Here is a 24,401-nt window from a genome sequence, read left to right on the forward strand (position 1 = left end):
ACGTCGACTGCACCTGGTCAAGCCGACCCGCCCGCGGGCACGGGCCGCCGAGCGCGCAGGGTGCCGGCAAGGTCGCCCCGGGCGGGGCGTAGGGTGCCGGCAAAGCTGGCCCGGGCGGGGCGCAGCCCACCAGGATGACTCCGACCGCGACGGCGTCGGGCAGGCGGAACGCCCAGGCGAGGCCGAATCCCACCAGGGGCATGATGACGTACTGGCCGGCGACGAAGGCCGCGATGACGATAAGGGGAAGACCGTGACCGCGATGCGCGCGCCGCGGTCCTCACTGCTCATCGCTGCGGGCCCGTCGAGGGCCTGCGGAGAATCGTGTGTTGGGGACATGCGACCATTCTTTTGCGATCGCACGCCCTCGACCCGCCCGTCTCGCCTAGTGAAGGCGCGGGTATTCCATCTCACAGCTTATCCCGGTAGGCTCAGGCCCATGAGCACATCGGATAGCGCGGGCGGCCCCGAGGCGTCGTCCTCCGCGCCCCAGGCCGCCTCGGGCTCTACGCGCCGGGCGGCCCCCTCGGGCGCCCGGGGCAGGGGGCGGGGCGGCAAGGGCGGCCGACGGCGCCCCTCCCGGTTGCGCGCCCTCGCCCGCGACGGGTGGATCCCGGACCAGCACGGCGCCTGGCCGATGACGGTGCTGCCCATTGTGATCGGCGCGGTGCTGGGGGGCCCGACGTGGGAGCACCTGGTGCTGGGCTTCGCGTGGACCACGGCTTTCGCGTGCTTCAACGCGGTGGAGCACTGGGTGAAGTCCCCCAAGCGGCGCAGGAGCGCCGTCGTCCGGGCGGTCGTGGCCTCCGGCGCTGTCGCGGCGGCGTCCGGGGGCGCCTACCTCGCCTTCCGCCCCGCTCTGGCGTGGTGGGCGGTGGGGTTCGCGCCGCTGGTCGGCGTGGCCCTGTGGGAGGTGCGGGCCGGGCGGGAGCGCTCGATCCCGGCGCGCCTCGCGACGATCGCCGCCTCCTCGCTCATGTTGCCCGTGGCGTTCTCCGTGTCGGCGTCGGGCGGCTTCCCCGGGTCGGTTCCGGCTCGCGTGTGGGTGGCGGCCGGCGTGCTCGGCGCGCAGTTCGCGGGCACCGTGCCGACGGTGCGCTCCATGGTGCGCGGACGCGGCGACCACCGGTGGGTGACCGGCTCCGTGCTCTTCCACGCCCTGTGCACAGCGGCGGTGGCGGGCCTGGCGGAGGCCGGCCTCATCAGCGCGTGGGCCGTGCCCGTGTGGGTGGCGATGACAGTCCGCGCGTGGGCGATGCCCGCTTGGTCCAAGCGCCGCGCGCGCCCCCTCCCCCCGAAGATCATCGGCCCCCTCGAGTTCGTGTGGGTGGGGCTCCTGACCCTCGCCCTCGTCCTGCCGTAGGCGCCCAGCGGGGCGCGCCGGCGCGAACCAGAAGCAAGGAACCTCATCTGTCCTCCCTCTTCGCCGGGGCACTGTCGAGCACCTCCTTGATCCGCCATCTGACAGAAATGCAGATCAGACCATTCACCACGTAGAGGAGGAAGCACATTGCCTTCATCAAAGGATTCCCCCCATCGTCCGGCGATAGTGCCGCCACCGTCAGTAACACCGATTCGACAGTGAACGAAAAGGCGATGACCTCTTGGGACAGGTAGGCGTGCTTCATCCGGTTGAACCCGTAAAAACTAGGAGGGTAGTCGCGGAACGACATATAGGTCGTTATAGAGAACGCTATAAACAGGATGAACACCATCGGCCAGGGGTGGGAGGCACCGAATCCCTCCAGGGCGCGAAACCCCTCCACACGCGCCCCGGCGCCGGTGGACTCGTTCCACATGAGATACCCGTTTAACTCATGCGCTAAGAATTTAAGCACCACGAGGATGAACAGGATGGCTCCCACACCTATAGGACGCGAGTGTATGCGGAAGAAAAAGATGCGCGCGCACTCCGCCATCCTCACATTCGAGACGAATGTGGACAACAGGATATGCGGGCGCACCGAGTTCGGGCTGTTAAACGGACCAAAGCGACTGCGCATATGCGCCTGATACACCGAATCGGCGCACAATTGAACAGGGCTCTCCACAACAGCGCCTTGCTGTAGCGATTTCCAACAGCTCAAGGCTCCTTCGTAGCGGTTGATCATCCTGCCGAACTCCCGCAGCGCGGCATCCCTATCGAGTTCCAGGCACTCTGGGACCAGCGCGCGGCCCTGCTCCGAATCAGGAGCGCCCTCACCAGTTGACGAGCCATTGAAGCGCCACTCGTCCTCGACCCCGTGCCGCAGCCAGTGCTCCCGTCGCCTATAGCACCAATAGTTGATGTCAACGAGAGCCTCGAGGAACAGCTGGTCTTCCCGGGTGCGCCGAGACCGAATCCACAGCTTCTTCAAGCGACTGTATGAGAAACCATCATCGGCGAGGTACTCCCCCACGCGCATCAGATTGTCGACCTGACTGGTTTCGGTGGTCCTATACCCGCGCACATCCCTTCCCATAAACAATCCGAAAAGAGTCCGGAGACCTCCAGCGGCTCCGGACACATCCGCGCCGCGCACTCTTCTGCTGAGAGGGCTGCGGCAATACCACAGAACGGACACGCAGTGCGGAATGACAAAAGTCAGGAATAATATGGCGACAAAAAGTGCAACTTCAACAGCAGTCACGTCAGCGCAACACCCCACCTCATCGTAGTTCCGTGCCCAATACTGAAGTCCGAACAGCTATCGGCAGACCGGCTTCTTTGATTATAGAGTTCTTATCAGCGGATTCGCAACCAGTTCTCCAAACCGCAGGTCCGCTGTGAGCGCCTGCGATGGGCACGAGGCGCTCAGCGCGCCAATGACAGCAGCAGTTCGTCAGAGGCGCCCAGCGGGGCGCGCCGGGCAGGAAACGCACATTGGGGCAGGGAACCACCGTCATCGGTTCGCGATGCGGGCGCATGAGCGCAGATCCGCCCATTGGGGCAGGTTAGCCCACATTGGGGCAGGTTAATGACCTGCCCCAATGCACCGTTTCCTGCCCCAATGACCCGCCGCCCGCCCCAATACGGGCGCACACCCGCCCCGGACAACGTGACGGCCCAGCACCGCCCGACGACCTGGGCCCGGGGAACTGGGACCGAGAACCAGGGGCGCCCCATCACCGGGCAGCGGGTGTGCGCCCGCCCGCGGCCGCCAGGAGCGCGTCGTTCTGCTCCGGCGTCCCGACGGTGACCCGCACCCCTTCGGGGAAGGGCCGCACGACCAGTCCAGCGGCAGCGCACGCCTCGACGAAACCTGCGCCCTCGCCCTTGAGGAAGTAGAAGTTCGCCTGCGAGTCGGGCACGTCGTAGCCCATTCGGCGCAGCAGGGGGACGACCCTGTCGCGCTCGCGCGTGACGGCCCGCACCGCCTCGCGCGTGGGGGCGCCGGTGTGCAGGGAGGCCAGGGCGGCCGCCTGGGCGGGGCCGCTGACCCCGAAGGGGACCAGTAGCGCCTGGACCGCGTCGATGAGCCCCGCGTCGCCCAGCCCGTAGCCGATGCGCAGCCCCGCCAGGGCGTGGGCTTTGGAGAATGTCCGCATGACGAGGACGTTGGAGTGGGCGCCGACCAGGTCCGTGCACGGGGCGATGGCCGGGTCGGTCGCGAAGTCGATGTACGCCTCGTCGATGATGACCAGGACGGAGGGCGGCACGCGCTCCACCATGGCTGCGATGTCGTTGGCCGGGCGGGCCACGCCCGTCGGGTTGTTCGGCGAGCAGACGATGATGGCCCGGGTCGCCGGCGTGACCGCGTCGGCCAGGGCGCCCAGGTCGGGGCCGGAGTCGGGGGCCAGCGGCACCGGGACGGGGGTGGCGTGGACCGTTGGGGCGGCGATCGGGTATGACTCGAAGGACCGCCACGGGAAAACGACCTCGCTTCCGGGCGCGCACACGGCGGACAGGGCGGCGACGAGGACCGCGGAGGAGCCCGTGCCGACGCACACCTGCCCGGCGGACACGCCGAGGACGCGGGCCAGCTCCTCGCGCACGGGGGCGGCCGTGAGATCCGGGTAGCGGTTCGCCTCCCCCAGCGCCGCCGCGGCGGCCTCCACGACGCGCTGGTCGGGCGGCCAGGGCATCTCGTTGGAGGAGATCTTCTGCGCGCCCTGGAGCGTCTTGCCGGGGACGTAGCGGGGCAGGGCGAGCACTTCGGGGCGGATCGGCAGAGTCGTCATATGCCAGTCCTACCGCATCGCCCGCTGCCGTGCACGCCCCGTCCCGGTGTGCAAGAGTGGGCCCATGGAATTCGTACTCCGACTCATCGCGACGATGGCGGGCCTGTGGGTCTCGACCCGCCTGGTGCCGTCGCTGGAGATCGCCGAGGGCGCCTCCATGACCGAGTCGCTGCTGTTGCTGGCGGCCATCGCCCTGGTGTTCACGGTGGTGAACTCCCTGGTCAAACCACTGGTGAGCTTCCTGGCCTTCCCCCTCTACCTGCTCACCTTCGGACTGTTCGCGATCGTGGTGAACTCCGCGATGTTCGCCCTGACGGGATGGCTGTCGACGTCCCTGGGCTTCCCCTTCCACACGGGCGGCTTCTGGTCGTGCTTCTTCGGCGCGGTCATCACGGCGGTCGTGTCGTCGGCGGTCGTCGCGGTCCTGGACACGGGCGACCGCAGGGGCGGGCGCTGAGGCGTCACAGGATCGGCGGGACCTCCTTGGGCGGCTCGAACACGCGCCTGGTCGCGTAGGAGTGGACGGTGGTCCGGGTCGTGTCGTTGAGGCCGAGGGCCCGGTTCCTCCGCTCCTCGTAGGACGCGATCGGCCCCTGGGCGGACTCGCCGTTGTTCAGGGAGTACTCGAGTTGGTCGCCGTAGCCGCTCGCGTCGTGGGCGCTGGACCGCTCGATCCCCAACTGCCGGTCGTAGGCGGCATCATGGTAGGTGGCCGTTGTCACGTTCTCCGTGAGCTGGTTGGGCGAGAGGTCGAGGCCGGGCACGATGTCGCGGTCGTTCTCCAGAGCGAGGACCGGGGTGCCCCTGGGCGCGTAGCCCGCTATGGGCGAGCCCGCGGTGGTGACATTGGTGATCGCGTACTTGCTGGCGAAAGCCGCGTCGCAGGCGAGCTGGGCGGCGATGATGCCGCCCTGGGAGTGCCCGACGAGTTCGACGGGCTCCCCCTGGCCGATGCCCGCCATCTCCATCGCCGTTTTCACGGCGTCGAGCTGCTCGGACGCCAGTCCGCCCACCGCCTGGAGGTTCGTCTGGAGGTCCTGGGGGTTGCGTGAAACCGGGTCCCAGTTCTGCGTCCCCTGGAGAACCACGGTCCACGAGCGCACCTCCTCGCCGTCGACGATGCTGACGTGCTCTTCGATGACGACGCGCCCGGCGTCCTCGTCCCGGGAGATCCCATCGAGGGAGCGCAGCACGTCGGCGCTGGGGCGCGCCCCGTCCGGCACGTCGTACTCGTGCGAGGCGCCCCCCAGGGCGGCGGCGGTCGCGGCGACGCGCTCCGCCGTGTGGTCCTGGGGCTGCGCCGCCCCCCACTGGTTGGCCGTGAAAGCTCGGTTCCCCGCCTCGTCGACGACCACGACCCCGTAGTTTCCCCTGGTGGCGAATCCGCTGAGTTTCCCGACGGCGCCCGCCAGGCCCCGGGCGGACGAGGCGCCGACCCCCCTGGAACAGGCTTCCGAATCGGCGGCGGCGTAGTACTCGGCGCTGGACTCCATCGCCTGGCGCATATCGTTGAGGGTCGCGATCACCGCGCGGCTCTGGGCGTCCGCCTGGTCGATGAACGCCATGACTGAGGCGGCCGTGGCCGGGCGCTCGGCGCTCATGGCCTCCGCCGCGTGGCGGGCGTGCTCCAGCGTGCGCCACACGCCGCCGATGCCCGTGGACAAGTCGGCCAAGACGCTGCGGGCCGCCAGCATGTCGTCCGTATTGACGGTGAGGGCGCCCACCACCACCTGCGGCTCGAGGAACCGGGGGTCGTCCGGGTCCACACGGTGCACGGGGCTCATCGTGCGCCCCCGAAGCCGCCCAGCTCCCGGTCGGTCGTCGATTGGGGCGCCCACTGCGCCTCGCACCTGGCGGCGTCCATCGCCTGCGAGATGGTGCCGCTCAGCCACATCAGATCGGCCCCCACGCGGGTGACCTTCCCCGAGTAAAGCGCGGCCGCGCCGCCCCGCCATCCCGGTGGCACCGCGGAGTGCAATTCAGTGCGCGCCTTTTCGACACCCGACAGCGCCTGGCACAAGATCGCGTCCAAATCCTCCCTGTTCGCGGCGTCCATGGTCCTCCTCCTCTTCCGGCCCCCTTCGGGGCCACGGCTCCGACGGTAGGGGGGCGGCCACGCGCAGCGCACACCGCGTGGCCGCCCCTGTGGACGGACGGAGGCCGTGCCGCTGGCCTGTGGATGGCGCGCGCACTGGGCCCGCAGCGCCCACGTGCCCGCCCTCACGCAGGCGGCCGTGCGGTCCGGTTCCTGCCACGCGCCGCCCACACGGTCCAACACGCAGCGCCTCGGAGGGACGACCCGCGCGGACACTGCGGCCACCGGGGGCCGCCGTCTGGGATCATGGGAGCATGAGCGCCGATCAGAACACGCTGTTCTCCCCCTCCCACGGATACCAGGACCTCGCGGCCGGGGGCGAGCCCCTCTCCCCACTCGACGGGCGCTACCGGGCAGCGGTGTCGCCGCTGGCGAACCACCTCAGCGAGGCGGGCCTGAACCGCGCGCGCACGCACGTTGAGGTCGAATGGCTCGTCCACCTGCTCGACGGGCGCGTCCTGCCCGGTGCCCCCTCGCTCACCGACGCCGAACGCGACTACCTGCGGGCCCTGCCCCTCTCCTTCGGCCGGCCCCAGATCGAACGGCTCGCCCAGTTAGAGGCCGTCACCCGCCACGACGTGAAGGCCGTCGAGTACCTGATCGGCGAGCACCTGGAGGCAGCGCCAGCAGCGCTCGGGGAGGGCACGTGCCTGCCCGGCCTGCGCGAGGCCGTCCACATCTTCTGCACGTCGGAGGACATCAACAACCTCGCCTACGCCCTCACCATCAAGGCCGCGACCGAGCAGGTGTGGCTGCCCGCGGCCCGCTCCCTCCACGAGCGCCTCATCGGCCTGGCCCGCGCGGGCGCCGACGTCCCCATGCTGGCGCACACGCACGGCCAACCCGCCACACCCGTGACGATGGGCAAGGAGATGGCGGTGTTCGCCCACCGCTTCGGCCGGCAGATCGCGCGTGTCGGGGCAACCGAGTACCTGGGGAAGATCAACGGCGCCACCGGCACGTGGGCCGCCCACGTCGTGGGGGTCCCCGGGGCCGACTGGCCGGCCGTCTCCCGCTCCTTCGTCGAGGGCCTGGGCCTGGCGTGGAACCCGCTGACCACCCAGATCGAGTCCCACGACTGGCAGGCCGAGCTCTACGCCGACATGGCCCGAGCGGGGCGCATCGCCCACAACCTGGCGACCGACTGCTGGACGTACATCTCAATGGGCTACTTCCACCAGAACCTCGCGGCGCAGGGGTCCACCGGCTCGTCGACGATGCCTCACAAGGTCAATCCGATCCGCTTCGAGAACGCCGAAGCGAACCTGGAGGTGTCCGCGGCGCTCCTCGACTCCCTGGCCGCGACCCTGGTCACCAGCCGAATGCAGCGCGACCTGACCGACTCCACGACCCAGCGCAACGTCGGCGTCGCCATGGGGCACGCGGTCCTGGCCTACGACAACCTGGTGCGCGGCCTCGACGGCGTCGACATGGACGCCGACCGCATGGCCGCCGACCTCGACGCCAACTGGGCGGTCCTGGGCGAGGCGGTGCAGCAGGCGATGCGCGCCGCCGCGATCGCCGGGGCGACGGGCATGGCGAACCCCTACGAGCGCCTCAAGGAGCTCACACGCGGCCACGAGGTGGGGGCCGCCGAGATGGGGGACTTCATCGCCGGACTGGGGCTGCCCGCGGAGGTGGAGGAGCGCCTGCTGGCGCTCACGCCCGCGGCCTACGTGGGCCTGTCCTCGCGCCTGGCCCACTGGGAGCACTGAAGAGGCGGGACGGGGCCGATCCTCACAGCGATGCCGCACTTTGCAAGCGATACCACACTTCGCAAGTGTTATAACGCTTGCAAAGCGCCGGTATCCCTTTGAGAACTCAACTTCGCTTTCAAAACTCCCCGGCCAGGGTCACGGCCTCCAGGCGGGGTCCGAGGCGGGGGCGCCGTAGCGGGCGAAGAGCTCGTCGGGCCGCGCGATCTCGTCGGCGAAACCGATCGTCGTCATATCCGCCAGGCATTCGGACTGGGCGCCGGGCTCCTCCAATTCCCCTCCGGTGGACTGCAGCACGCGGGCGCGCACGTTGACGGGCGCCATCTCGGGGTTGTCCCACAGCGCGCGGGTGACCCGGTCGAGCATCGGGACTGCCCCGCCGCCTCCGTCGGCGACGATAATGTCGGCGCTGACCAGGCTCGGCCGCCCGAAACCCTCGCCGACCTCGACGAGGACGCGGGCAGCACCGCCCCGGGCGCCCTTGCGTTTCCCGCCGTCCGATCCCGCCCCACTGGCGGACAGGGGGGCACCGCCCGATCGCGGCCCCTTGGTGGCGCGCGATCCACGCCCATGGTGCGCGCCTCCCCCCGGGTGCGGTCCGGCCCCCGCCTCGTCGATCGCGGACCACACGATGGCCTCGAAGCGCTGGGCCAGCCCCCCGCCCCGGGTCGTGGCGAGGGCCCGCCAGGCGATGCCCGCGCCCACGGCCCCGACGCCGAGCGCGCCGATGACCAGCGGCCCTGCCAGTTGGGGCAGGCGACGGGTCGCTCCACCTGCGCCCGCTTTGTTGACCGGAGTCGATACGCGCATCCAACGCCGGACCTCGCGCCAGGGGGTCTGCTCGTTCATAGTCCCTTCACTCCTCTCAGAGCCGTGTTGCGAAGCGCCCGCCACGCGGCTCCGATGCCGCGGGCCGTGGCCGAGATCGGCCGGGCGCCCTCGTAGTCGATGGGGTAGGTGACCGCGCGGGGGTCGGCACGCTCCAGGGAGGCCACGGTGTTCCACGTGCTCACCGCTGTGGGCTCCAGCAGGTCCTGCCAGATCTCGTGGTGGGTGACGCGCACCTCCTCGCCCGGGGCGGGCAGCATGGCCCGCAGAGAGGCGACCGCCTTTCCGAGGCGGTCCCACGGAGCGACGGCCGCCCGGCGCTCCATGAGGCGCACGGTCTCGGTGTACGTGGCCGACGAGTGCGCGTAGTAGAGGGGCCGCTTGCGGGGACGCACCAGGGTCCTCCCGACGGTGACCCTGCGGTCGGGCGAGCGGTCGGGGCTGCCGTCCATACTCGGAACGACGTCCTGGTCGTGCGCGACCGCGATGATGGTGACGTCCGGGCGCACGGCGACCCGCCTGTTGGGCGCCCCGGTGGACAGGATGCCCACTACGTTGACGCCGGACTCGGAGGGGTCGCGCGAGGCCAGGACCGACGCGACGAGGCCCCCCTGGGAGTGGCCGCACACCAGGACGGGCTCGCTGCTCCACTGCTCCTCGGGGACGGAGTCGGCGGCCATCGCGCGGTGGAGGGCGGCCACTAGGCCGACGCCCATCGCCGAGTCGAGGCCCAGCATGAGGCGGATGTTCGCCTCGATGTCAGCGGGGTTGTGGGAGGAGCCGAATTGCATGCTCTCGGTGCCCACCATGGACACGAGCCACCGGCGCGCCTCTCCCGTCCCCACGCGGCAGATCTTGATGACCGCCCCGGTGGTGGCCGCCCAGTAGAGCTCGTCGATGTCGGCGCACAGGTCGGCCAGGCACTCCGGCGGCGCCGCCCGGCGGATCTGCGCCTCTGGGTGCCCCCCGGGGGGCTCGAGCATGGCAGGATCGGCGGTGGAGTCCCTGATGATCCGCGTGTTGACACCGCCGCCCCTCCAGATCCCCACGGCGGTGCCGACGGTGAGCATCCCGGTCATGAGCGCGTCGAAGCCGCGCCTGGGTATGAGCGGCAGGGAGGCGGCCAGGCGCCCATCGCGGTCGCGCCCCACCGCGATGGCGGCGCGCGCCCACAGGCGGCCCAGGAAGGCGAGGCGCCGGGCGGCGTGGGCCAGGGAGCGGACGACCAGGGTGTCCAGGCCGGGCTGGTCGAAGAACACCTTCTGCGCCTCCTCCGAGATGGCGCCGCCCATCGCGTCGGCCCTGGCGCGGGCCCGCTGGCGTGCGCCCTCGGGCAGGAACTGGGCGTCGGCGGCGGCTCCGACCGCTATGGTGGCGGCGATCCCGGGGATGATGGGCGCCAGGCGCAGCCGCAGGTAGATGCCGGAGTAGGCCTGGGGGACCCGGCGCAGGGAGTGGTAGCGGCGGCGTCTGCGGCGCGAGGCGCGCGCCCGTCGCTTTGCGGCCATGTGCTCCCTTCCCTCGCGGTGCGTCAATGCCAACTCTAAGGCCTCGGAGCGCGGGCGTCCGCGCTTTACGCGCGTCGGCCCGGGCTGTGCTCAGAACCACCGCCCAACCATCGACACGCATACCCCCTAGGGGTATATTGATCCCATGAGCGGCACGAACACGCACGGGCACCCCGGTTACTCCGCGGACACGGCGCGCTACCTCGCGCGCCTGCGCCGCATCGAGGGCCAGATCCGGGGCCTGCAGCGCATGGTCGCCCAGGACGAGTACTGCATCGACGTCCTCACCCAGGTCTCCGCGGTCCAGTCCGCGCTCGACTCCGTGGCCATCGCACTGCTCAAGGACCACATGAACCATTGCGTGGCCGCTGCCGCCCGCGAATCCGACGAGGCGGGGGCCGCCAAAGTCGAGGAGGCCACCACGGCCATCGCCCGCCTCATCAAGTCCTGACCCACTCGAACCAACAACCCACCAGGAGAGAGCACAATGAGCACCGACATCGACCGCACCATCGAGCTGTCCGTCAACGGGATGACGTGCGGGCACTGCGTCATGAGCGTCACCGAGGAACTCCAGGAGATCCCGGGCGTGAAGAACGTCGAGGTGATCCTCAACCCGCAGGGGGCCTCGAAGGTCACCGTTCTCACCGACGTCCCCCTCGACGACGCGGCCCTGTCCGACGCCGTTTCAGAGGCGGGCTTCGAACTGGCCGGGATCGCCCGGGACTTCTAGCCGAGGGGACCGCGGACCCCTCGGGGCACTCGGCCCGCCCAGGGCCCCCCGCGGCCGCGCCCCGGAACGGACAACACGCTCACTATGACGACTACGACCACCGACCCCGCCGCGGTGCCCACGGCCCGGGCGGCCACCACCCGCATCGACCAGGACGCGCCCCGCATCGGCCAGGGCGCGCGCCGGACCGCGCGCGAACTCGCCCGCCGACTCACCATCAGCGCCCCCCTGGGACTTTTCGCGATGGCGGTGTCAATGGTGCCCGCCTGGCAGTTCCCGGGCTGGCAGTGGGCGGTTGCCCTCGCCTCCGTCCCCGTAGTGACGTGGGGGGCCTGGCCCTTCCACCGGGCCGCTTTCGCTGCGGGGCGCCACGGTTCGACCACGATGGACACCCTGGTTTCCCTGGGGGTCATCGCCTCGACCCTGTGGAGCTGGTGGGCGCTGCTGCTGGGCGGCGCGGGCGAAGTGGGGATGCGGATGAGCATGTCCCTGGTCCCCCGCGCCTCCCACTCGGGCCACGCCGAGATCTACTTCGAGGGCGCGTGCATGATCGTCGTCTTCCTGCTCACTGGCAGGTGGATGGAGGCCCGCGCCCGCTACCGCGCCGGCGACGCCCTGCGCGCCCTCCTCGAGCTCGGCGTCACGGAGGCGACTCTGGTCGAGCAGGGCCCCGACGGCGGGCGCGTCGAGCGGACGGTCCCCGCCTCGTCCCTGTCCGTCGGCGACCTGTTCCTGGTGCGCCCGGGCCAGAAGGTGGCGACCGACGGCGTCGTCGTCTCCGGGGCGTCCGCCATCGACGCCTCCCTGCTCACCGGGGAGTCCGTGCCCGTGGACGTGCGCGAGGGGGACGCGGTCACCGGCGCCACCGTCAACACGTGGGGCGCCCTCACTGTGCGCGCCACCCGTGTCGGCGCCGACACAGCCCTGTCTCAGATCGGCCGTATGGTCGCCGAGGCACAGGCCGGCAAGGCCCCCGTCCAGCGCCTCGCGGACCGGATCTCCGGGGTCTTCGTGCCCGTCGTCATCGCTGTCTCCCTGCTCACCGCCATCGGGTGGCTGGCGTCGGGGGCCGCCCTCCAAGTCGCCCTCACCAGCGCCGTCGCCGTCCTGGTAGTCGCGTGCCCGTGCGCGCTGGGCCTGGCTACGCCGACCGCGCTGCTCGTGGGGTCGGGGCGCGCCTCGCAGCTGGGTATCGTCATCCGCAACGCCGAGGCCCTGGAGCGCACCCGCCGTATTGACACGGCCCTGCTGGACAAGACGGGGACGGTGACCACCGGCCGCATGTCCCTGGAGTCGGCGCTGGGCGCCCCGGGGGTGGCCGACTCGGAGCTGCTGCGCATGGCAGCCGGGGCGGAGGCAGCCTCGGAGCACCCCCTCGCCCGCGCGATCGTAGCGGGGGCGGCCGAGCGCGGCATCGCCCCCGCCGCCACGTCCGCCTTCACGAACCAGGCGGGGCTGGGGGTGTGCGCCGTCCTCGACTCCGAGGCGGGGGCACTGGCACTCGTGGGCCGCGCCTCGTGGTTGGAGTCCCTGGGCGTCTCCATCGACGGCGCCCTGGCCGACCGTCTGCGGGGCGCCGAGGCCTCGGGTGCCTCAGCGGTCGTCGTTGCCGTCGTCGAGGACTGGGAGCATACCCCCGCCGCCCCCGTGCCCGGAGCGCGCAGGGCTGGGCGGAGCGTCGACGACGGAACAGCACGGAGCGCCGACGACCGGGCCGTTCCGGGCGCCACCACGGTGACGATGAGCGTGGGCGGAATGACCTGCGCCTCGTGCGTGCGGCGCGTGGAGCGCAAACTCGGGAAACTCCCCGGCGTGTCCGCCTCGGTCAACCTGGCCACCGAGTCCGCGCGCATCACCCTCACCCGCCCCTATTCCGACCAAGAGTTGGAAGGCGTCGTCGGGGCCGCCGGGTACCAGGGCGCTGTGACCTCCCGCGTGGAGGACGGGGGCCAGGCTGCTGACGCCGCCACCGCCCGAGTGGACGCCGCAGGGATGTCCGTGGGCGCCATTGCCGGGGTGGACGCCGGGGTGCCCGCAGCGGGCGCCATCGCCCGTCAGATGGGCACCCGGGAATCCGTGGGATCCGGGGTCGCCCCGCAGGGATCCGGGGACGCCCCGCAGCCCGGACCTGGGCCGGACTCCCCTGTGATCGCCCTGCCCGAGCGCCTCACGGGAGCGCGGGTCCTGGGGGTCCTGGTCGTGCGCGACACAGTCAAGCCGACCTCCCGCGCCGCCATCGCCCAGTTGCGCTCCCTGGGCATCGAGCCCGTGCTGCTCACTGGCGACAACGAGGCGGCAGCGCGCCACGTCGCCTCCCAAGTGGGCATCGACCGCGTCATCGCGGGCGTCCTGCCCGACGGGAAGCGAGCGGCAGTCGCCGAGCTGCAGGAGCGCGGCGCCGTCGTGGCCATGGTGGGCGACGGAGTCAACGACGCAGCCGCACTGGCGCAAGCGTCACTGGGGATCGCAATGGGTTCGGGCACGGACGTCGCCATCGAGGCCTCCGACATCACTCTGGCCGGATCCGACCTGGCCAGCGCGGCCACGGCGATCCGCATCTCGCGGCGCACACTGCACGTCATCAAGGAGAACCTGTTCTGGGCGTTCTTCTACAACGTCGCGATGGTGCCGCTGGCCATCGCGGGGTTGCTCTCCCCCATGCTCGCCTCCGCCGCCATGGCGTGCTCGTCGGTGTTCGTGGTCCTCAACTCCTTGCGCCTGCGCTCGGCGTCATGAGCTGCGCGCTGTCGGCACCGCGAGGGGGTCGTCGACACGGACGCGAGTTGTCGACATCGTGAGGGGGTTGTCGACACCGCGAGGGGGTTATAACGCGCGTCGGTGTCGACAACGCGCGCTGGTGTCGACAACGCGCGTCGGCGCCGGTTCCGGTGGCCATCGTCGGCGGCAGCGACCATCATCGGCGCCCGCGCATGGTCGCCGCCCTGGTGCTCATGTGGCCATCGTCGGCGGCAGCGACCATCATCGGTGCCGTGGGCGCGCACCCTGGGCACAAACACGAGGCGCGCACTCTATCCCCCAACTCGGGAACACAGATGCGCGGTACCAACACGACACACAGAACAGCCTGTAACTTTACCATTTATTTGCATTCTCTAGACGAATCAACGTAGGATGGGGCCATCCACGAAGAGCAGGACGCGTCATGAAGCCACTACGCACATGGCTCGCTGTAGCCGGAATCGTCGCCATTGGAGACCAGGCGTTCTTCGTCATCCTGAGCCTTTTCCTCCTCTCCTCCTACGGATCGGGGATCGCCGCTTCTTTCCTCACTGCCGCGTCGGTCGCGCGCCTGGCGCTCATCCTGGTCGGCGGTTGGACCGCGGACCGGTGGTCGCCCTACCGCTGCATCCAGGTGGGACTGGTCCTGCGCATCGCCTCGTTCCTCATCGTCGGCCTGGACTCCCTGGGAGGGCCCAGTGTTCCGCTCCTGTCATGCGGCGTGGTCCTATTCGGAGCGGGCGACGGCCTCTACCTGCCTTCGTCAGGAGCACTGCTGAAACGGCTCACCAACCACGGGGACTTCTCCCGCACCATCTCCTGGGTCCAAGTCATCACCAGTGTCGCCACGGGGCTCGCTGGCGTGACCAGCGGCTTCAGCTTCGAGGCCGTCCCGCTGCACAGCCTGTTCTTCTCCTTCGCACTGCTGGCGCTGGCCGCGTTCGCACTGTTCCACGCGATACCGGCCACCCCCTCGGCAGCGCCAGCGGCCGACAAGGCCCCCTCGGACCAGTCCCCTTCCAGCGCGAAGGCCTCGCTGCGAACCGTCATGATGACAAACGGCGGCACGGTCGCCGTTGGACTCCTCACGGCCCTTCTGATCGACGCGTCGTTATCGGGGGCATTGAACATCGTGCTCCCCGCGCGCTACCTGGAACTGGGCTGGGGCGGCGGGAGCTTCGGCGTCGCGGTGTGCCTATTCGCCCTCGGCGGCGTTCTGGGCGGAACCATCGCCTCACGCATCCCGGCAGACCGTCCGTCACTGCGCAACGCGGTCATCAACGGCGGGATCCTCGTTTTCGCCGCGCTCACCTGCGCATTGTATTTCGCGCTTTCGGAGCCGGTGTCGCTGGCGCTGGTGGCCGCTTTGGGGCTGTGCGCGGGAGTGGCCGCGCCGACGTTGATCGGCGACATCATGAACAACACGCCCCCCGATTTCGCTGGGCGCGTCTACTCCGCGATCAACCTGGTGACCTACGGTTCAGCGCCCATCGCCTATGCGGCATGCGGGTTCCTCATGGCCCGCTTCTCGACAGCAGCGCCCTTCCTGGTGGGGGCGGCGCTGCTCGCACTCGGAGGCGCGGTCAGAGCGGCCACGACCTCGAGGTCGGAGTAGAACACCGCTGCGGCCAGAGGCGCCCCAGCTGGCGTCGCCCGCCCCCGGCCTGATGGAGCAGTACGCCCAGGAGCGCGGCCAGAGGCGTCCCAGACGAGCATCAGCCCGCAGGGCCCCATGCCCAGTGAGCCGAGGCGGAGCCGGGCCCGCCGAGCCCACCCGGTTCACGAGGTGCGGTGCGCCACCTGGAAGCCATTGCGCTCGAACACGAGCTCGTAGGAGTGCCCCGGGTGGGCGTCAGTGGCCCAGCCGACTGCGGTGACATCGCGCCCGCCCCACACGTAGGAGCGCTGATCGACGACCACGTACTCCGGCAGCGGGTCCATGTCCTTCGCGGACCCCACCCAGTAGACCTCGTGGTCGGGCACCATGCGCGCCATGAGCGTTATGTCCGTCTCCACGGCGCTTCCGGCCGGGACCGCGGCCATCGCCTGGTGGGCGGCCTCGGTCCGCGGGCTGTCCTGGCCGAAGCCGGACGAGGTCAGCTGCCACATCGGCAGCAGGGGCGCGGTCGCGGCCAGCGCGAGCAGCGGAGTCGCGACGCCGACGCTGATGACGCCCGTGCCCCACCAGGAGCTGAGGCGCTCGGCGCGCCACGCGGCGGCCCCCGCCTCGTCGGCCATGGCCCGCTCCTCGTCGGCGCTGCGCCGGTCGCGCCACTGGGCCGCGCGCCCGAGAACGTCCAGCAGGGCGGCGCTGGCGATGGGGACCAGGACCGCGTTGTAGTGCCACGAGCTCCACCCGTAGTAGAAGGCGACCGACCCCATGAACCGCCACGCCAGGGTGGGCACCACCAGTGCGAACCACGGGGACGCGGCCCCCACGACGCCCGCGCCCAGCACGCACACGAGGACGGTCGCGATCTTCACGGACGGGAAGGTGAGGATCTCGATGACGGAGGGCCACACCTTCGCCGAGGCGGCGCCCCCGACGGAACTGCCCGCGCCCGTCGCGGACCCGTCCAGCGAGTACGCCCACGTGCCCGCAGGGTTGAGGGCGGGCAGGAGCACCTGGGTGGTGATCGCGAAGGCCGCCGCGCCGAAGGCCGCGAAGGCCAGGGACTCCGCGAGCGCGCGCCGCCCCTCCGTTCGCCTGCGCCAGGCGAGGACGAGGCCGGCGACCATGATGGTCAGCCCCAGATCCTCCTTGACCAGGACCATCGGCGCCAGCCACGCCATACAGGCGCGGTAGCGCCCCTGGACGAAGGCGACACCGCCGTGGGCGAGCATGGGAACCGCGAAGGCGATCTCGTGGAACTGCGCGCCGACAGCGCCCTGCAGGCCCCAACCCAGACCGTAGGCCAGGCCGATGACGAACCCCCCGGCACTGCCCGCCAGTCGGGCCGCCGCGCGCGTCACGGGCCAGGCGGACCACGCGAAGAGGGCGTTCTGGACGATGAGCAGGGTCAGGCCGGATGGGAACACGCGGTAGACGGGACCCAGCAGGGCCAGGATCGGGTGGAAGTGATCGCCGAGCAGGTTGAAGCCGGGCCCTTTGATGGGGACGATGGGCCAGTGCCCCTGGGAGTAGGATTTGACGGCCTCTGTGAAGATGGCCAGGTCCCAGCTGGGGGAGGCCATCATCCGCCACTGCCCGACGGAGAACAGGCAGTACACGCCCAGAGTGAGCGCGCAGACCACTACGGGGACGGCCAGTTCGCGCGCGCGGCGGCCGATCATTCCCACTGTGCCTCCTATGAGTCCGTCGTGCCCGCGCCCCCTTCCCCGCCGCGTTCGCGGGCCGGGCGCGGGTAGGGCTGCCCGATTGCCTGCGCCCGGGCACTCCCGGCTCCCGCAGGCAGTGCCCCGTGGTGGAACGCCTGGCGCAGCACCGCCATCACATTATCAGCCATGCGGGCGGAGCGGTTCAACGAGCCGAGGGACTTGTCGGCGCCCGAATGCACGAAGTTGCACGGGATCTCCACCACCGAGAAGCCGGCGCACAGCACGTCGATGGTCATCGCGACCTCCAGGGCGTACCGGTTCAGGAAGGGCATCGCCGCTTTGAGCGCCTCCCGCGTGATGCACCTCTGGTAGGACATCGGGTTGTGCGAGTTCCACCCGGTCTTGCGGCGGATCAGGGAGCGCGCGATGCGCTGGGCGCGGGCCTTCTGGGCCTTCGCCTCGCCGGGCGGCACGGAGGAGGCGCAGTCCGCCAGCCCCGAATTGACCGCCTCGACCAGGGCGGTCGCCTCGACAGCCGACTCGCCCAGGTCCGGGGAGAGGATGAGCAGGTGACGGGCGGGCCAGTCGGCACGGTCGCGCATGGCGGCCACCTTCACCCCTGTTTCGATGGCCGAGGCGCGGCCGCGTTCCACGGAGTGGCGCACGACGACGGCGCCGGCCGCCCGGGCGGCGCGGCCCGTGTCGTCGGTGGAGCCGTCGTCCACCATGATGAGCAGATCGACTCCTGGGATCGCGCGGCATGCCCGCACCGTCGCGGCCACGTCATGGCCGACGTTGTGCGCCGGTATGACGGCCGCGATCCTCTGGGGGGCTTTCCTGCCCGCAGCGCCTCGCGCATGGTTCACGGACAATATTGTAGGAGCGTTGGACGCTGAAGGCCCGCTGCACTCCCGACGTGTGGCTGATTAAGAAGAGCTTCAGCGGATCGTCACCTGACGGGAAACGAGCCCCTGGCGGACACGGCGCTCGTCGGCGGTGAGGGCGTCGGTGAGTTTCAGCGCGCGGGCGAGCGCCTCGGCCATGGCGGCGACGCCTGGCGCAGCGTCCGCCGCGCCCACTCCCTCACCGAGTTCGAAGACGGGGATCGGGATGCCGCAGGCGCGGAAGGCGCCGACGAAACGCGAGCCCTCGCCCACGTTCGCGCCGCCGTCAACGGCGAGGCGCGCGAGGGCCGTGAAGAGCGCGGACTCGTCGACGGCGGTCACATAGCGCACGAAGTTGCGGTTCATCTCGCACCAGTAGGCGCCGGGCACGCCGGGGACGGCCTCGGTGGGGATGATCTCCTCGCGGTTGCGCTCCAGGGCGCGCCTGGTCTCGTCGTCGACCTCCTCGGAGGGGTCGAACCAGTAGGAGAAGTCGTCCTCCAGGGAGATGGAGGTGAAGCCCTGGGGGTCCAGGATGTCCTGGAGGCGCTCGGAGGGCTCGCGCACGTCCACGGGGACGACGCCCTCAGTGCCCTTGTCCTTCGCGGCGACGGCGGCCAGGACGGCCGCGCCCGCGTCGTGGGAGAGGTCCGCGGAGTTGAAGCGGGTCTGCAGGGCGACCAGGATGCGCCCGTCGGGGCGGATCATCGCGGAGTGCCCGTCGGGCAGCAGGGTCACGAAGTCGAACTCGACGCCGCCGTGGGCAGAGTCGGTGCGCGCGGTGAGCGTGGCGCAGGGGATGATCTCGCGCATCGCGACCAGCTCGACCTCCTTGGCCAGCCCCTCGTAGGGACGCGCCACGAAGGGGATCGGCGGCCGGTAGGCGGCGAGTTTGGCGGGATTGGTGACCTTCTTGCGGCGGCTTGCTTTACCCATGGGGGCAATCGTAGCGGCTCCGCCCATCCGGCGAGGCGGGGGTGGCCCGCGAGGCGGGGGGCGCCGGGCAGACGTGCGCCCTGCGCCCTACTCACCCCCGCCCAGTGCGCGCAGGTGGATTGCTCTGTACACAAATTCGATTCGAGCAAAGGTACTTCGATAAAAAATATCTCAATCATTCCTCTTGCATTACGATAGGGGTCATGATCCTGCTGAGATTCACCTTCCGGAACCACCGGTCCTTCCGCGACGAAGCGGTCTTCGACCTCACGCGCTCCCCCCTGAAGAAGAGGCTGAGCCCTCCCGAGGGGACCCGTTGGGCCGATCACATCCACCACGTCGATGGCGTGTACGGCGCGAACGCGTCAGGCAAGTCGAACCTGCTCGACGCCCTCCACTACGCGCTCATCGCCATCAAGAGTTCCGCGAGCACGTGGCTCGGAGCCCCCGAGTTCCCGAGGGCCCCCTTCGCGCTCGACCCCACGCGCCTCGGCGACCCGGGCGAGTACGAGCTGGAGTTCGTCTCACGGGGGAGGCGCTACGACTACCGCTTCTCCGCCGACACCGAGGGCATCTGCGACGAGAGCCTCAAAGTCGTGGGAAAGCAGCGGTGGACGACCCTTCTCAGGCGCACCCGGGACGGGAAGGTCTCACGGGTGGGCGGACTGGCCCGCGTCGCGCGGCGTGAGCTCGCGCTCTCGCGCGCCGCTGAAATGGACCACGAGGCCCTCGCGCCGATCCGGCGGGACCTCGTGGAGGGCTTCGACGTGTACCGCGTCGGGGACCGCGAGGTGAGGGCGCGCCTGGCGCGGATCGTCGACCTGCTCGTCGAGGGCGGACTCGAATTCGACGAGCTCGTCGCCCTCGCCCGGATCGCCGATACGGGCATCACCCGCATCCGCGTCGAGGAGCACGAGGCGCCTGAAGAGGTTCGCAGAGTGTTCCGCGCGTTCATTCAGCAGATGCAGTGGAACGCCCAGGAGTCGACGAACGCCGACGGCGCCCCGGACCAGCAGACCAAAGCGGAGGACGCGCGCCTGGCCCGGGAGTTCATCGCCCGCAACCTGGCCTTCACCCACGGCCGGAAGGGGGCGGACCTGCGCGAGCGCGACGAGTCCACGGGGACGATGGCGTGGCTTGCCCTGGGCACTGCGGTCCTCGACGCCCTGAGGAACGGGAGGGTGCTGGTCGTCGACGAGCTCGGCGCCGCCCTGCACCCCGATCTCTCCCGGATCATCGTCGACTGGTTCGAGGACCCTGATGTCAACGCCACAGGCGCGCAACTGGTCTTCACCAGCCACGACATGTCCCTGATGGGCGCGGGCAGTGGCGAGCGGGACAAGCGCGAACAGGTGTGGCTGGTGGAGAAGGACGCGGAGGGCGCCTCGGAGCTCGTCAACCTGGGCGAGTTCGCTCTGCAACCGAAGAGCAACGTGCCCAAGCAGTACCTGGAGGGGCGTTTCGGAGCGGTGCCCTACACGGTCCCCTCCCTCATCCACAGCCTGCTCGAACGGAAGGGGGAGTGAAGCGCAGTGGGAAGTCGGAGGAGCAGGCCCCGAAAACAGAAGAAGCCCCAGTACCGGAGGTACCTGGTGGTGACCGAGGGCGTCACCGAGCGGGAGTACTTGGAGCGCCTGCGTCAGCGCATCCGCAGCCGCCACGTCGCCCTCGACATCAAAGTCGGCGGCGGAGAGCCCTCGCGGGTGTTGAAGGAATGCAGGAAAGCACTCCGCGCGGAGAAGTACGACGGCGCCGTCATTGTCGTCGATGTCGATCAACACGCCGCACTCGACGCCGTTCTCACCGAGTGCCGGAGCAGCGGCATCACCGCCATCGTCACCAACCCGTGCTTCGAGCTGTGGTTGCTCTGGCACAGCGAGGACCACCACGCCCACATCAACCCCAAAAAAGCGGGCGAACGGTTGAAGTCCCACAAGCACGGCTCCGGCCGGGACGGGAAGCACCTGGCAAAGGAGTTCCCCATCGAGGGCTACACCGCAGCCGCCGACCGTGCCCACCGCGCGTGGAACGGGCTCGCAGTCAACGAGCGGGGCCCCAATCCCTCTTCCGCAATGCCCTGGTTGATCGACCTACTGGAGAACGGGCCACAGGAATAGTGCCTTGTCGTGCGCACGGACCTCTGCGCACGAGGTCATGCGGGCTGGCGCCACCTGCCCGCCCGGCCCCCGTCTACCCGGTCACGCGCGGGACCGCGGCGCGCGCTGCGGGCGTAGCGTTGGGGCATGAGTGTTGTGCTGAAGCGCGTGTACGAGGACCCCTCCCCCGACGACGGCTACCGGGTGCTGGTGGACCGCCTGTGGCCCAGGGGCGTGCGCAAGGACGAGCTGGACTACGACGAGTGGGCGAAGGATGTGGCGCCATCGGCGGACCTGCGCAGGGCGTGGCACCACGGGGAGATCACCGACAGCGCCTTCCGCCAGGAGTACGCCGCGCAGCTCGACGGGAACCCCAGTGTGGCGGCGCTGGCCGAACGGGCCCGCCGTGGGCGGGTCACCCTGTTGTTCGCCGCGAAGGACACCGCGCGCTCGCACGCGCACGTCCTGAAGGCGGCGATTGAGGCGGCCGGGGCCACAACCGCTGTGTGAACAGCGGCTCCGCCCGCTTCGCGGACGACTGCCCGCGGTCTCCCCCACCGTCGTGGGGATCCCCAGCGAGTCGGCGAGGATCTGCTGGGCGACGCCCGGGGTCTTGAAGAGCCCGCCATGGGCGAAGAGCCTTTCGAGGACCACGCCCTCGCCGCGCAGGACATCCACTCCAACGCGCCGGGCGGCTGGAGGGCGGCCCCCGCCTCGGAACCCGCCTCAGTCGTGCGCGATAGCCCTCACCGCTCCCAGGCCGGACCGGTAGGACTCCAGGAAGCGCTCGTACCCGGCGACGCCCTGAGCGGTGGGCTCGCAGGTCGAGGCCCGCTCCTCGGTGAACACGCGGGAAGCCAGGTAGTCCGGCAGGGACAGGCCGTGGGAGTCGGCGGCGTAGCGCGCCAGGACGGCGATGCCCCACGCTCCGCCCTCGCCCGCGGTCTCCCCCACCGTCGTGGGGATCCCCAGCGAGTCGGCGAGGATCTGCTGGGCGACGCCCGGGGTCTTGAAGAGCCCGCCGTGGGCGAAGAGCCTTTCGAGGACCACGCCCTCGCCGCGCAGGACATCCACTCCGACGCGCATAGGCGCGAAGACCGTCATGAGTTGGACGCGGAAGGCGTTCGCCAGGGTGAAGGCCGCGTCCGGTGTGTGGGTGAACAGGGGGCGCGCTGACTCCAGGCCGAGCAGGGGCTCGCCGGAAAGAGTGTTGTAGGCCAGCAGGCCCCCTCCGTCCGCGTCACCGGTCATCGCATTGCCGTAGAGCAGGTCGTAGGCCCTGGGGACGGGGACCTCCGTGCCCGCCAGGCGCGCGAACTCGACGAACAGGGAAACCCACGCGTCGATCTCGGAGGAGCCGTTGTTGGAGTGGACCATCGCGACCGGCGAGCCATCGGGGGTGGTCACCATGTCGATCTCCATGTGGAGGTTGTCCAGCGCCTTCTCCAGGACGACCATGAGGAACACGGAAGTGCCGCAGGAGATGTTGCCGCTCTTGGGGGCGACCGCGTTGGTGGCGACCATTCCCGTCCCGGCGTCGCCCTCAGGCGGGCACAAGGGGATTCCGGGGAGCAGCGCCCCGGTCGGGTCGATCAGGAGCGCCCCCTCCTCGGTCAGGGCCCCCGCATCGTCGCCGGCGGACAGGACGGTCGGCAGGAGTTTCTCGAGGTCCCAAGGCACCAGGCGGTCGACCAGGTTCGCGTAGGCGGACAGGCACCGCGCGTCGTAGGAGCCGGTGGCGGGGTCGATGGGGAACATGCCGGAGGCGTCGCCGACGCCCAGGACGTGGCGGCCGGTGAGCTGCTCGTGGACCCATCCGGCCAGCGTGTTGATGGAGGCGACGCGCATGACGTGGGTCTCGCCCGAGCAGATCGTCTGGTGGAGGTGGGCGACGGACCAGCGCAGGGGGATGTTGACGCCGAAGAGCTCGGACAGCTCGGCCGCGGCCTCGGCGGTGTTGGTGTTGCGCCAAGTGCGGAACTGGGCGAGCTGGCGCCCTTCCGCGTCGAAGGCCAGGTAGCCGTGCATCATCCCGGAGACGCCGATGGAGCCGTAGGTGGTCGGCGTGAGCCCGTACTTGTCGCGCACTTCGCCGACCAGCGACGCGTAGGCGCCGCGCAGCCCCGCGCGGACCTCGTCGAGGGAGTAGGACCACAGGCCGTCGTCGAGGCGGCTCTCCCAGCCGTGCGAGCCCGAGGCGAGGACCTGGTGGTCGGGTCCGATCAGAACGGCTTTGATGCGGGTGGAGCCGAATTCGATTCCGAGGGCGGTGCCGCCGCCCTCGATGAGCGCTTTCGCGTCGGTGGTCACTGTGTCCTCCGTGGTCGTCGTTGACAAGGCCGGGGCGGGTCCCCGGGAAAGTCTGCTGTTAACGATAACACCAAGAACGCGGCACCGATAGATTCGCGGAAAGCAGCTCAGGGGAGCCCTGCGGGGGCGGGTCGCACCAGCAGCGCGCACCGGGACACCCGGACCGCGCCTTCACGATCATGGGTGAATGGCTCAGCGCTCCCCGTCCGCCCCGCAGCGCTCCAGGACCACCCGCATGACGGCAGCGGCCCCGTCGTTCTCGACAGCGGCGGTCACATGGTCGGCGCAGGCGCGCACCTCCTCGATGGCACCGCCCATCGCAGCGCCGAAGAACGCCCACTCGATCATCGCGATGTCGTTGGTCCCGTCCCCCACCGCGACAGTGCCGTCCCGGGGGACTCCCAGCCGCGAGCGCAACCACTCCAGAGCGCTGGCCTTCGTGGCGCCCAGGGGGCTGATGTCCGCCCACGAGGTCCATCCGACGAAGACCTCGTAGCGGTCGGCGGCGCTCAGGGAGTGGATGGCGCGGTCGAACTCCTCGCGCCCCATCCCGGGCGCCCGGACGACGAGCTTGGGGGTCGGGGTGGAGCGCATGCGCTCGAGCGGTATGATCTCGGACTCCTGCTCCAGCTCCCCGGGCGGGAAGGGCGCGGACAGCAGGCGCTTGGCCCCGGGGACCGCGGAGTAGAAGACCACTTCCGGCATCGCCTCCAGGGCGGAGTCGATCAAGGGCGCGGGGTCGAGGAACTCCTGCCGCACCACCTCCACCCCTCCCCCGCTCACCCGCAGGACGGTGGCGCCGTTGTTGCACACGACCCATCCGTCGGTGAAGCCGAGCTCGTCGAGCACTTCGAACATCTCGTCCTCGGGGGCACGGCCCGACGCGATGACGACCTGGGCGCCCGCCCCGGCGAGCTCCCGGATCCCGGCGCGCACGTGGTGGGAGGCCCCCCGGGGGGTGAGGACCGTCCCGTCGATGTCGAGGGCCACCATCACTTTGCCCGCCTCGCGGGGGAAGGCGGGGGGCAGGGCGCGGCGGGCCTCGTCGACGACCTCGGCGAACGGCCGGGTCGGCTCGTCGGATCCGGGCACCGTCAGGAAGGACGCCTCGGCCATG

21 protein-coding genes and 1 pseudogene are annotated in these 24,401 nt (G+C 70.5%); 10 read left to right on the plus strand and 12 right to left on the minus strand.

Annotated elements, in window-relative coordinates; translation table 11 throughout:
- Positions 1 to 103 precede the first annotated feature (103 nt).
- Positions 104 to 291 (minus strand): annotated as a pseudogene (locus tag G447_RS11870) (bile acid:sodium symporter family protein); the annotation flags it as partial.
- A gap of 148 nt (positions 292 to 439) precedes the next feature.
- On the opposite strand from G447_RS11870, the gene G447_RS0101765 reads away from it, so the two are divergent.
- The gene (locus G447_RS0101765) at positions 440 to 1,363 is read left to right on the plus strand and encodes a YwiC-like family protein (protein ID WP_051226188.1); all 924 of its coding nucleotides are present in this window, start codon (positions 440 to 442) and stop codon (positions 1,361 to 1,363) included.
- A gap of 43 nt (positions 1,364 to 1,406) precedes the next feature.
- On the opposite strand, the gene G447_RS0101770 is transcribed toward G447_RS0101765, so the two are convergent.
- Positions 1,407 to 2,630, minus strand: a complete 1,224-nt coding sequence (locus G447_RS0101770) for a hypothetical protein (protein ID WP_243442279.1) — start codon at positions 2,628 to 2,630, stop codon at positions 1,407 to 1,409.
- Positions 2,631 to 3,105: 475 nt separating this feature from the next.
- Entirely contained in the window at positions 3,106 to 4,161 is a 1,056-nt protein-coding gene (locus G447_RS0101775) for a histidinol-phosphate transaminase (protein WP_026429810.1), read from the minus strand.
- A 64-nt stretch (positions 4,162 to 4,225) separates the two neighbouring features.
- Here G447_RS0101775 and G447_RS0101780 point away from each other — a divergent pair, with 64 nt between their 5' ends.
- Positions 4,226 to 4,618: a phage holin family protein gene (locus tag G447_RS0101780; RefSeq protein ID WP_005870056.1), complete on the plus strand. Its 393-nt coding sequence runs from the start codon at positions 4,226 to 4,228 to the stop codon at positions 4,616 to 4,618.
- A gap of 4 nt (positions 4,619 to 4,622) precedes the next feature.
- On the opposite strand, the gene G447_RS0101785 is transcribed toward G447_RS0101780, so the two are convergent.
- Both G447_RS0101785 and G447_RS0101790 read right to left on the minus strand, forming a co-directional pair.
- Positions 4,623 to 5,945 (minus strand): lipase family protein, encoded by a 1,323-nt coding sequence (locus tag G447_RS0101785; RefSeq protein ID WP_034475914.1) that lies wholly within the window; start codon positions 5,943 to 5,945, stop codon positions 4,623 to 4,625.
- Complete coding sequence (locus G447_RS0101790; RefSeq protein WP_026429813.1) at positions 5,942 to 6,217, minus strand: hypothetical protein; 276 nt, start codon at positions 6,215 to 6,217, stop codon at positions 5,942 to 5,944. Before G447_RS0101790 ends, G447_RS0101785 begins: the two co-directional genes overlap by 4 nt.
- Positions 6,218 to 6,510: 293 nt before the next feature.
- On the opposite strand from G447_RS0101790, the gene purB reads away from it, so the two are divergent.
- Positions 6,511 to 7,971, plus strand: a complete 1,461-nt coding sequence (gene purB / locus G447_RS0101795; protein ID WP_026429814.1) for an adenylosuccinate lyase — start codon at positions 6,511 to 6,513, stop codon at positions 7,969 to 7,971.
- Positions 7,972 to 8,109: 138 nt separating this feature from the next.
- Here purB and G447_RS0101800 read toward each other — a convergent pair whose 3' ends face one another.
- Both G447_RS0101800 and G447_RS0101805 read right to left on the minus strand, forming a co-directional pair.
- On the minus strand, positions 8,110 to 8,820 hold the full coding sequence (locus G447_RS0101800; RefSeq protein WP_026429815.1) for a hypothetical protein: 711 nt from the start codon (positions 8,818 to 8,820) through the stop codon (positions 8,110 to 8,112).
- On the minus strand, positions 8,817 to 10,307 hold the full coding sequence (locus G447_RS0101805; protein WP_026429816.1) for an alpha/beta hydrolase family protein: 1,491 nt from the start codon (positions 10,305 to 10,307) through the stop codon (positions 8,817 to 8,819). Before G447_RS0101805 ends, G447_RS0101800 begins: the two co-directional genes overlap by 4 nt.
- Positions 10,308 to 10,452: 145 nt before the next feature.
- On the opposite strand from G447_RS0101805, the gene G447_RS0101810 reads away from it, so the two are divergent.
- The 4 genes from G447_RS0101810 to G447_RS0101825 all read left to right on the plus strand — a co-directional run bounded on the left by G447_RS0101810 (position 10,453) and on the right by G447_RS0101825 (position 15,394).
- On the plus strand, positions 10,453 to 10,758 hold the full coding sequence (locus G447_RS0101810; protein WP_026429817.1) for a metal-sensitive transcriptional regulator: 306 nt from the start codon (positions 10,453 to 10,455) through the stop codon (positions 10,756 to 10,758).
- A 36-nt stretch (positions 10,759 to 10,794) separates the two neighbouring features.
- On the plus strand, positions 10,795 to 11,040 hold the full coding sequence (locus G447_RS0101815) for a heavy-metal-associated domain-containing protein (RefSeq protein WP_026429818.1): 246 nt from the start codon (positions 10,795 to 10,797) through the stop codon (positions 11,038 to 11,040).
- 84 nt (positions 11,041 to 11,124) lie between these two features.
- A complete protein-coding gene (locus G447_RS0101820; RefSeq protein WP_026429819.1) occupies positions 11,125 to 13,776 on the plus strand; it encodes an HAD-IC family P-type ATPase in 2,652 nt (883 codons plus the stop codon).
- Between the two features lie 427 nt (positions 13,777 to 14,203).
- Positions 14,204 to 15,394: an MFS transporter gene (locus tag G447_RS0101825; protein ID WP_026429820.1), complete on the plus strand. Its 1,191-nt coding sequence runs from the start codon at positions 14,204 to 14,206 to the stop codon at positions 15,392 to 15,394.
- 164 nt (positions 15,395 to 15,558) lie between these two features.
- On the opposite strand, the gene G447_RS0101830 is transcribed toward G447_RS0101825, so the two are convergent.
- The 3 genes from G447_RS0101830 to G447_RS0101840 form a co-directional block, all read right to left on the minus strand.
- Entirely contained in the window at positions 15,559 to 17,073 is a 1,515-nt protein-coding gene (locus G447_RS0101830) for a DUF2079 domain-containing protein (RefSeq protein ID WP_034475915.1), read from the minus strand.
- A 14-nt stretch (positions 17,074 to 17,087) separates the two neighbouring features.
- Positions 17,088 to 17,924, minus strand: a complete 837-nt coding sequence (locus G447_RS0101835; protein WP_005870043.1) for a glycosyltransferase family 2 protein — start codon at positions 17,922 to 17,924, stop codon at positions 17,088 to 17,090.
- 72 nt (positions 17,925 to 17,996) lie between these two features.
- Complete coding sequence (locus tag G447_RS0101840) at positions 17,997 to 18,878, minus strand: DUF5926 family protein (protein WP_026429823.1); 882 nt, start codon at positions 18,876 to 18,878, stop codon at positions 17,997 to 17,999.
- Between the two features lie 203 nt (positions 18,879 to 19,081).
- Here G447_RS0101840 and G447_RS0101845 point away from each other — a divergent pair, with 203 nt between their 5' ends.
- The 3 genes from G447_RS0101845 (at position 19,082) to G447_RS0101855 (ending at position 21,484) form a co-directional block, all read left to right on the plus strand.
- Positions 19,082 to 20,404 (plus strand): AAA family ATPase, encoded by a 1,323-nt coding sequence (locus tag G447_RS0101845; RefSeq protein WP_026429824.1) that lies wholly within the window; start codon positions 19,082 to 19,084, stop codon positions 20,402 to 20,404.
- 6 nt (positions 20,405 to 20,410) lie between these two features.
- Positions 20,411 to 20,995 carry an RloB family protein gene (locus G447_RS0101850; protein ID WP_081697828.1) on the plus strand — a complete coding sequence of 195 codons (585 nt, stop codon included), beginning with the start codon at positions 20,411 to 20,413 and terminating at the stop codon, positions 20,993 to 20,995.
- A gap of 126 nt (positions 20,996 to 21,121) precedes the next feature.
- Positions 21,122 to 21,484 carry a DUF488 domain-containing protein gene (locus tag G447_RS0101855; RefSeq protein ID WP_026429826.1) on the plus strand — a complete coding sequence of 121 codons (363 nt, stop codon included), beginning with the start codon at positions 21,122 to 21,124 and terminating at the stop codon, positions 21,482 to 21,484.
- A gap of 216 nt (positions 21,485 to 21,700) precedes the next feature.
- On the opposite strand, the gene G447_RS0101860 is transcribed toward G447_RS0101855, so the two are convergent.
- Complete coding sequence (locus tag G447_RS0101860; RefSeq protein ID WP_005870021.1) at positions 21,701 to 23,284, minus strand: xylulokinase; 1,584 nt, start codon at positions 23,282 to 23,284, stop codon at positions 21,701 to 21,703.
- A 192-nt stretch (positions 23,285 to 23,476) separates the two neighbouring features.
- The gene (locus tag G447_RS0101865; RefSeq protein WP_005870057.1) at positions 23,477 to 24,400 is read right to left on the minus strand and encodes an HAD family hydrolase; all 924 of its coding nucleotides are present in this window, start codon (positions 24,398 to 24,400) and stop codon (positions 23,477 to 23,479) included.
- Between the last annotated feature and the right edge of the window lies 1 nt (position 24,401).

It is taken from the genome of Schaalia georgiae DSM 6843, assembly GCF_000429245.1.
GTDB classification, from domain to species: domain Bacteria; phylum Actinomycetota; class Actinomycetes; order Actinomycetales; family Actinomycetaceae; genus Pauljensenia; species Pauljensenia georgiae.

Bases quoted from the DNA above. Each gene is read 5' to 3' on its own strand.
- G447_RS0101765 (WP_051226188.1), top strand. From the start codon at position 440: ATGAGCACATCGGATAGCGCGGGCGGCCCCGAGGCGTCGTCCTCCGCG.
- G447_RS0101775 (WP_026429810.1), bottom strand. From the start codon at position 4,161: ATGACGACTCTGCCGATCCGCCCCGAAGTGCTCGCCCTGCCCCGCTAC.
- G447_RS0101780 (WP_005870056.1), top strand. From the start codon at position 4,226: ATGGAATTCGTACTCCGACTCATCGCGACGATGGCGGGCCTGTGGGTC.
- G447_RS0101785 (WP_034475914.1), bottom strand. From the start codon at position 5,945: ATGAGCCCCGTGCACCGTGTGGACCCGGACGACCCCCGGTTCCTCGAG.
- G447_RS0101790 (WP_026429813.1), bottom strand. From the start codon at position 6,217: ATGGACGCCGCGAACAGGGAGGATTTGGACGCGATCTTGTGCCAGGCG.
- purB (WP_026429814.1), top strand. From the start codon at position 6,511: ATGAGCGCCGATCAGAACACGCTGTTCTCCCCCTCCCACGGATACCAG.
- G447_RS0101800 (WP_026429815.1), bottom strand. From the start codon at position 8,820: ATGAACGAGCAGACCCCCTGGCGCGAGGTCCGGCGTTGGATGCGCGTA.
- G447_RS0101805 (WP_026429816.1), bottom strand. From the start codon at position 10,307: ATGGCCGCAAAGCGACGGGCGCGCGCCTCGCGCCGCAGACGCCGCCGC.
- G447_RS0101810 (WP_026429817.1), top strand. From the start codon at position 10,453: ATGAGCGGCACGAACACGCACGGGCACCCCGGTTACTCCGCGGACACG.
- G447_RS0101815 (WP_026429818.1), top strand. From the start codon at position 10,795: ATGAGCACCGACATCGACCGCACCATCGAGCTGTCCGTCAACGGGATG.
- G447_RS0101820 (WP_026429819.1), top strand. From the start codon at position 11,125: ATGACGACTACGACCACCGACCCCGCCGCGGTGCCCACGGCCCGGGCG.
- G447_RS0101825 (WP_026429820.1), top strand. From the start codon at position 14,204: ATGAAGCCACTACGCACATGGCTCGCTGTAGCCGGAATCGTCGCCATT.
- G447_RS0101830 (WP_034475915.1), bottom strand. From the start codon at position 17,073: ATGATCGGCCGCCGCGCGCGCGAACTGGCCGTCCCCGTAGTGGTCTGC.
- G447_RS0101840 (WP_026429823.1), bottom strand. From the start codon at position 18,878: ATGGGTAAAGCAAGCCGCCGCAAGAAGGTCACCAATCCCGCCAAACTC.
- G447_RS0101845 (WP_026429824.1), top strand. From the start codon at position 19,082: ATGATCCTGCTGAGATTCACCTTCCGGAACCACCGGTCCTTCCGCGAC.
- G447_RS0101855 (WP_026429826.1), top strand. From the start codon at position 21,122: ATGAGTGTTGTGCTGAAGCGCGTGTACGAGGACCCCTCCCCCGACGAC.
- G447_RS0101865 (WP_005870057.1), bottom strand. From the start codon at position 24,400: ATGGCCGAGGCGTCCTTCCTGACGGTGCCCGGATCCGACGAGCCGACC.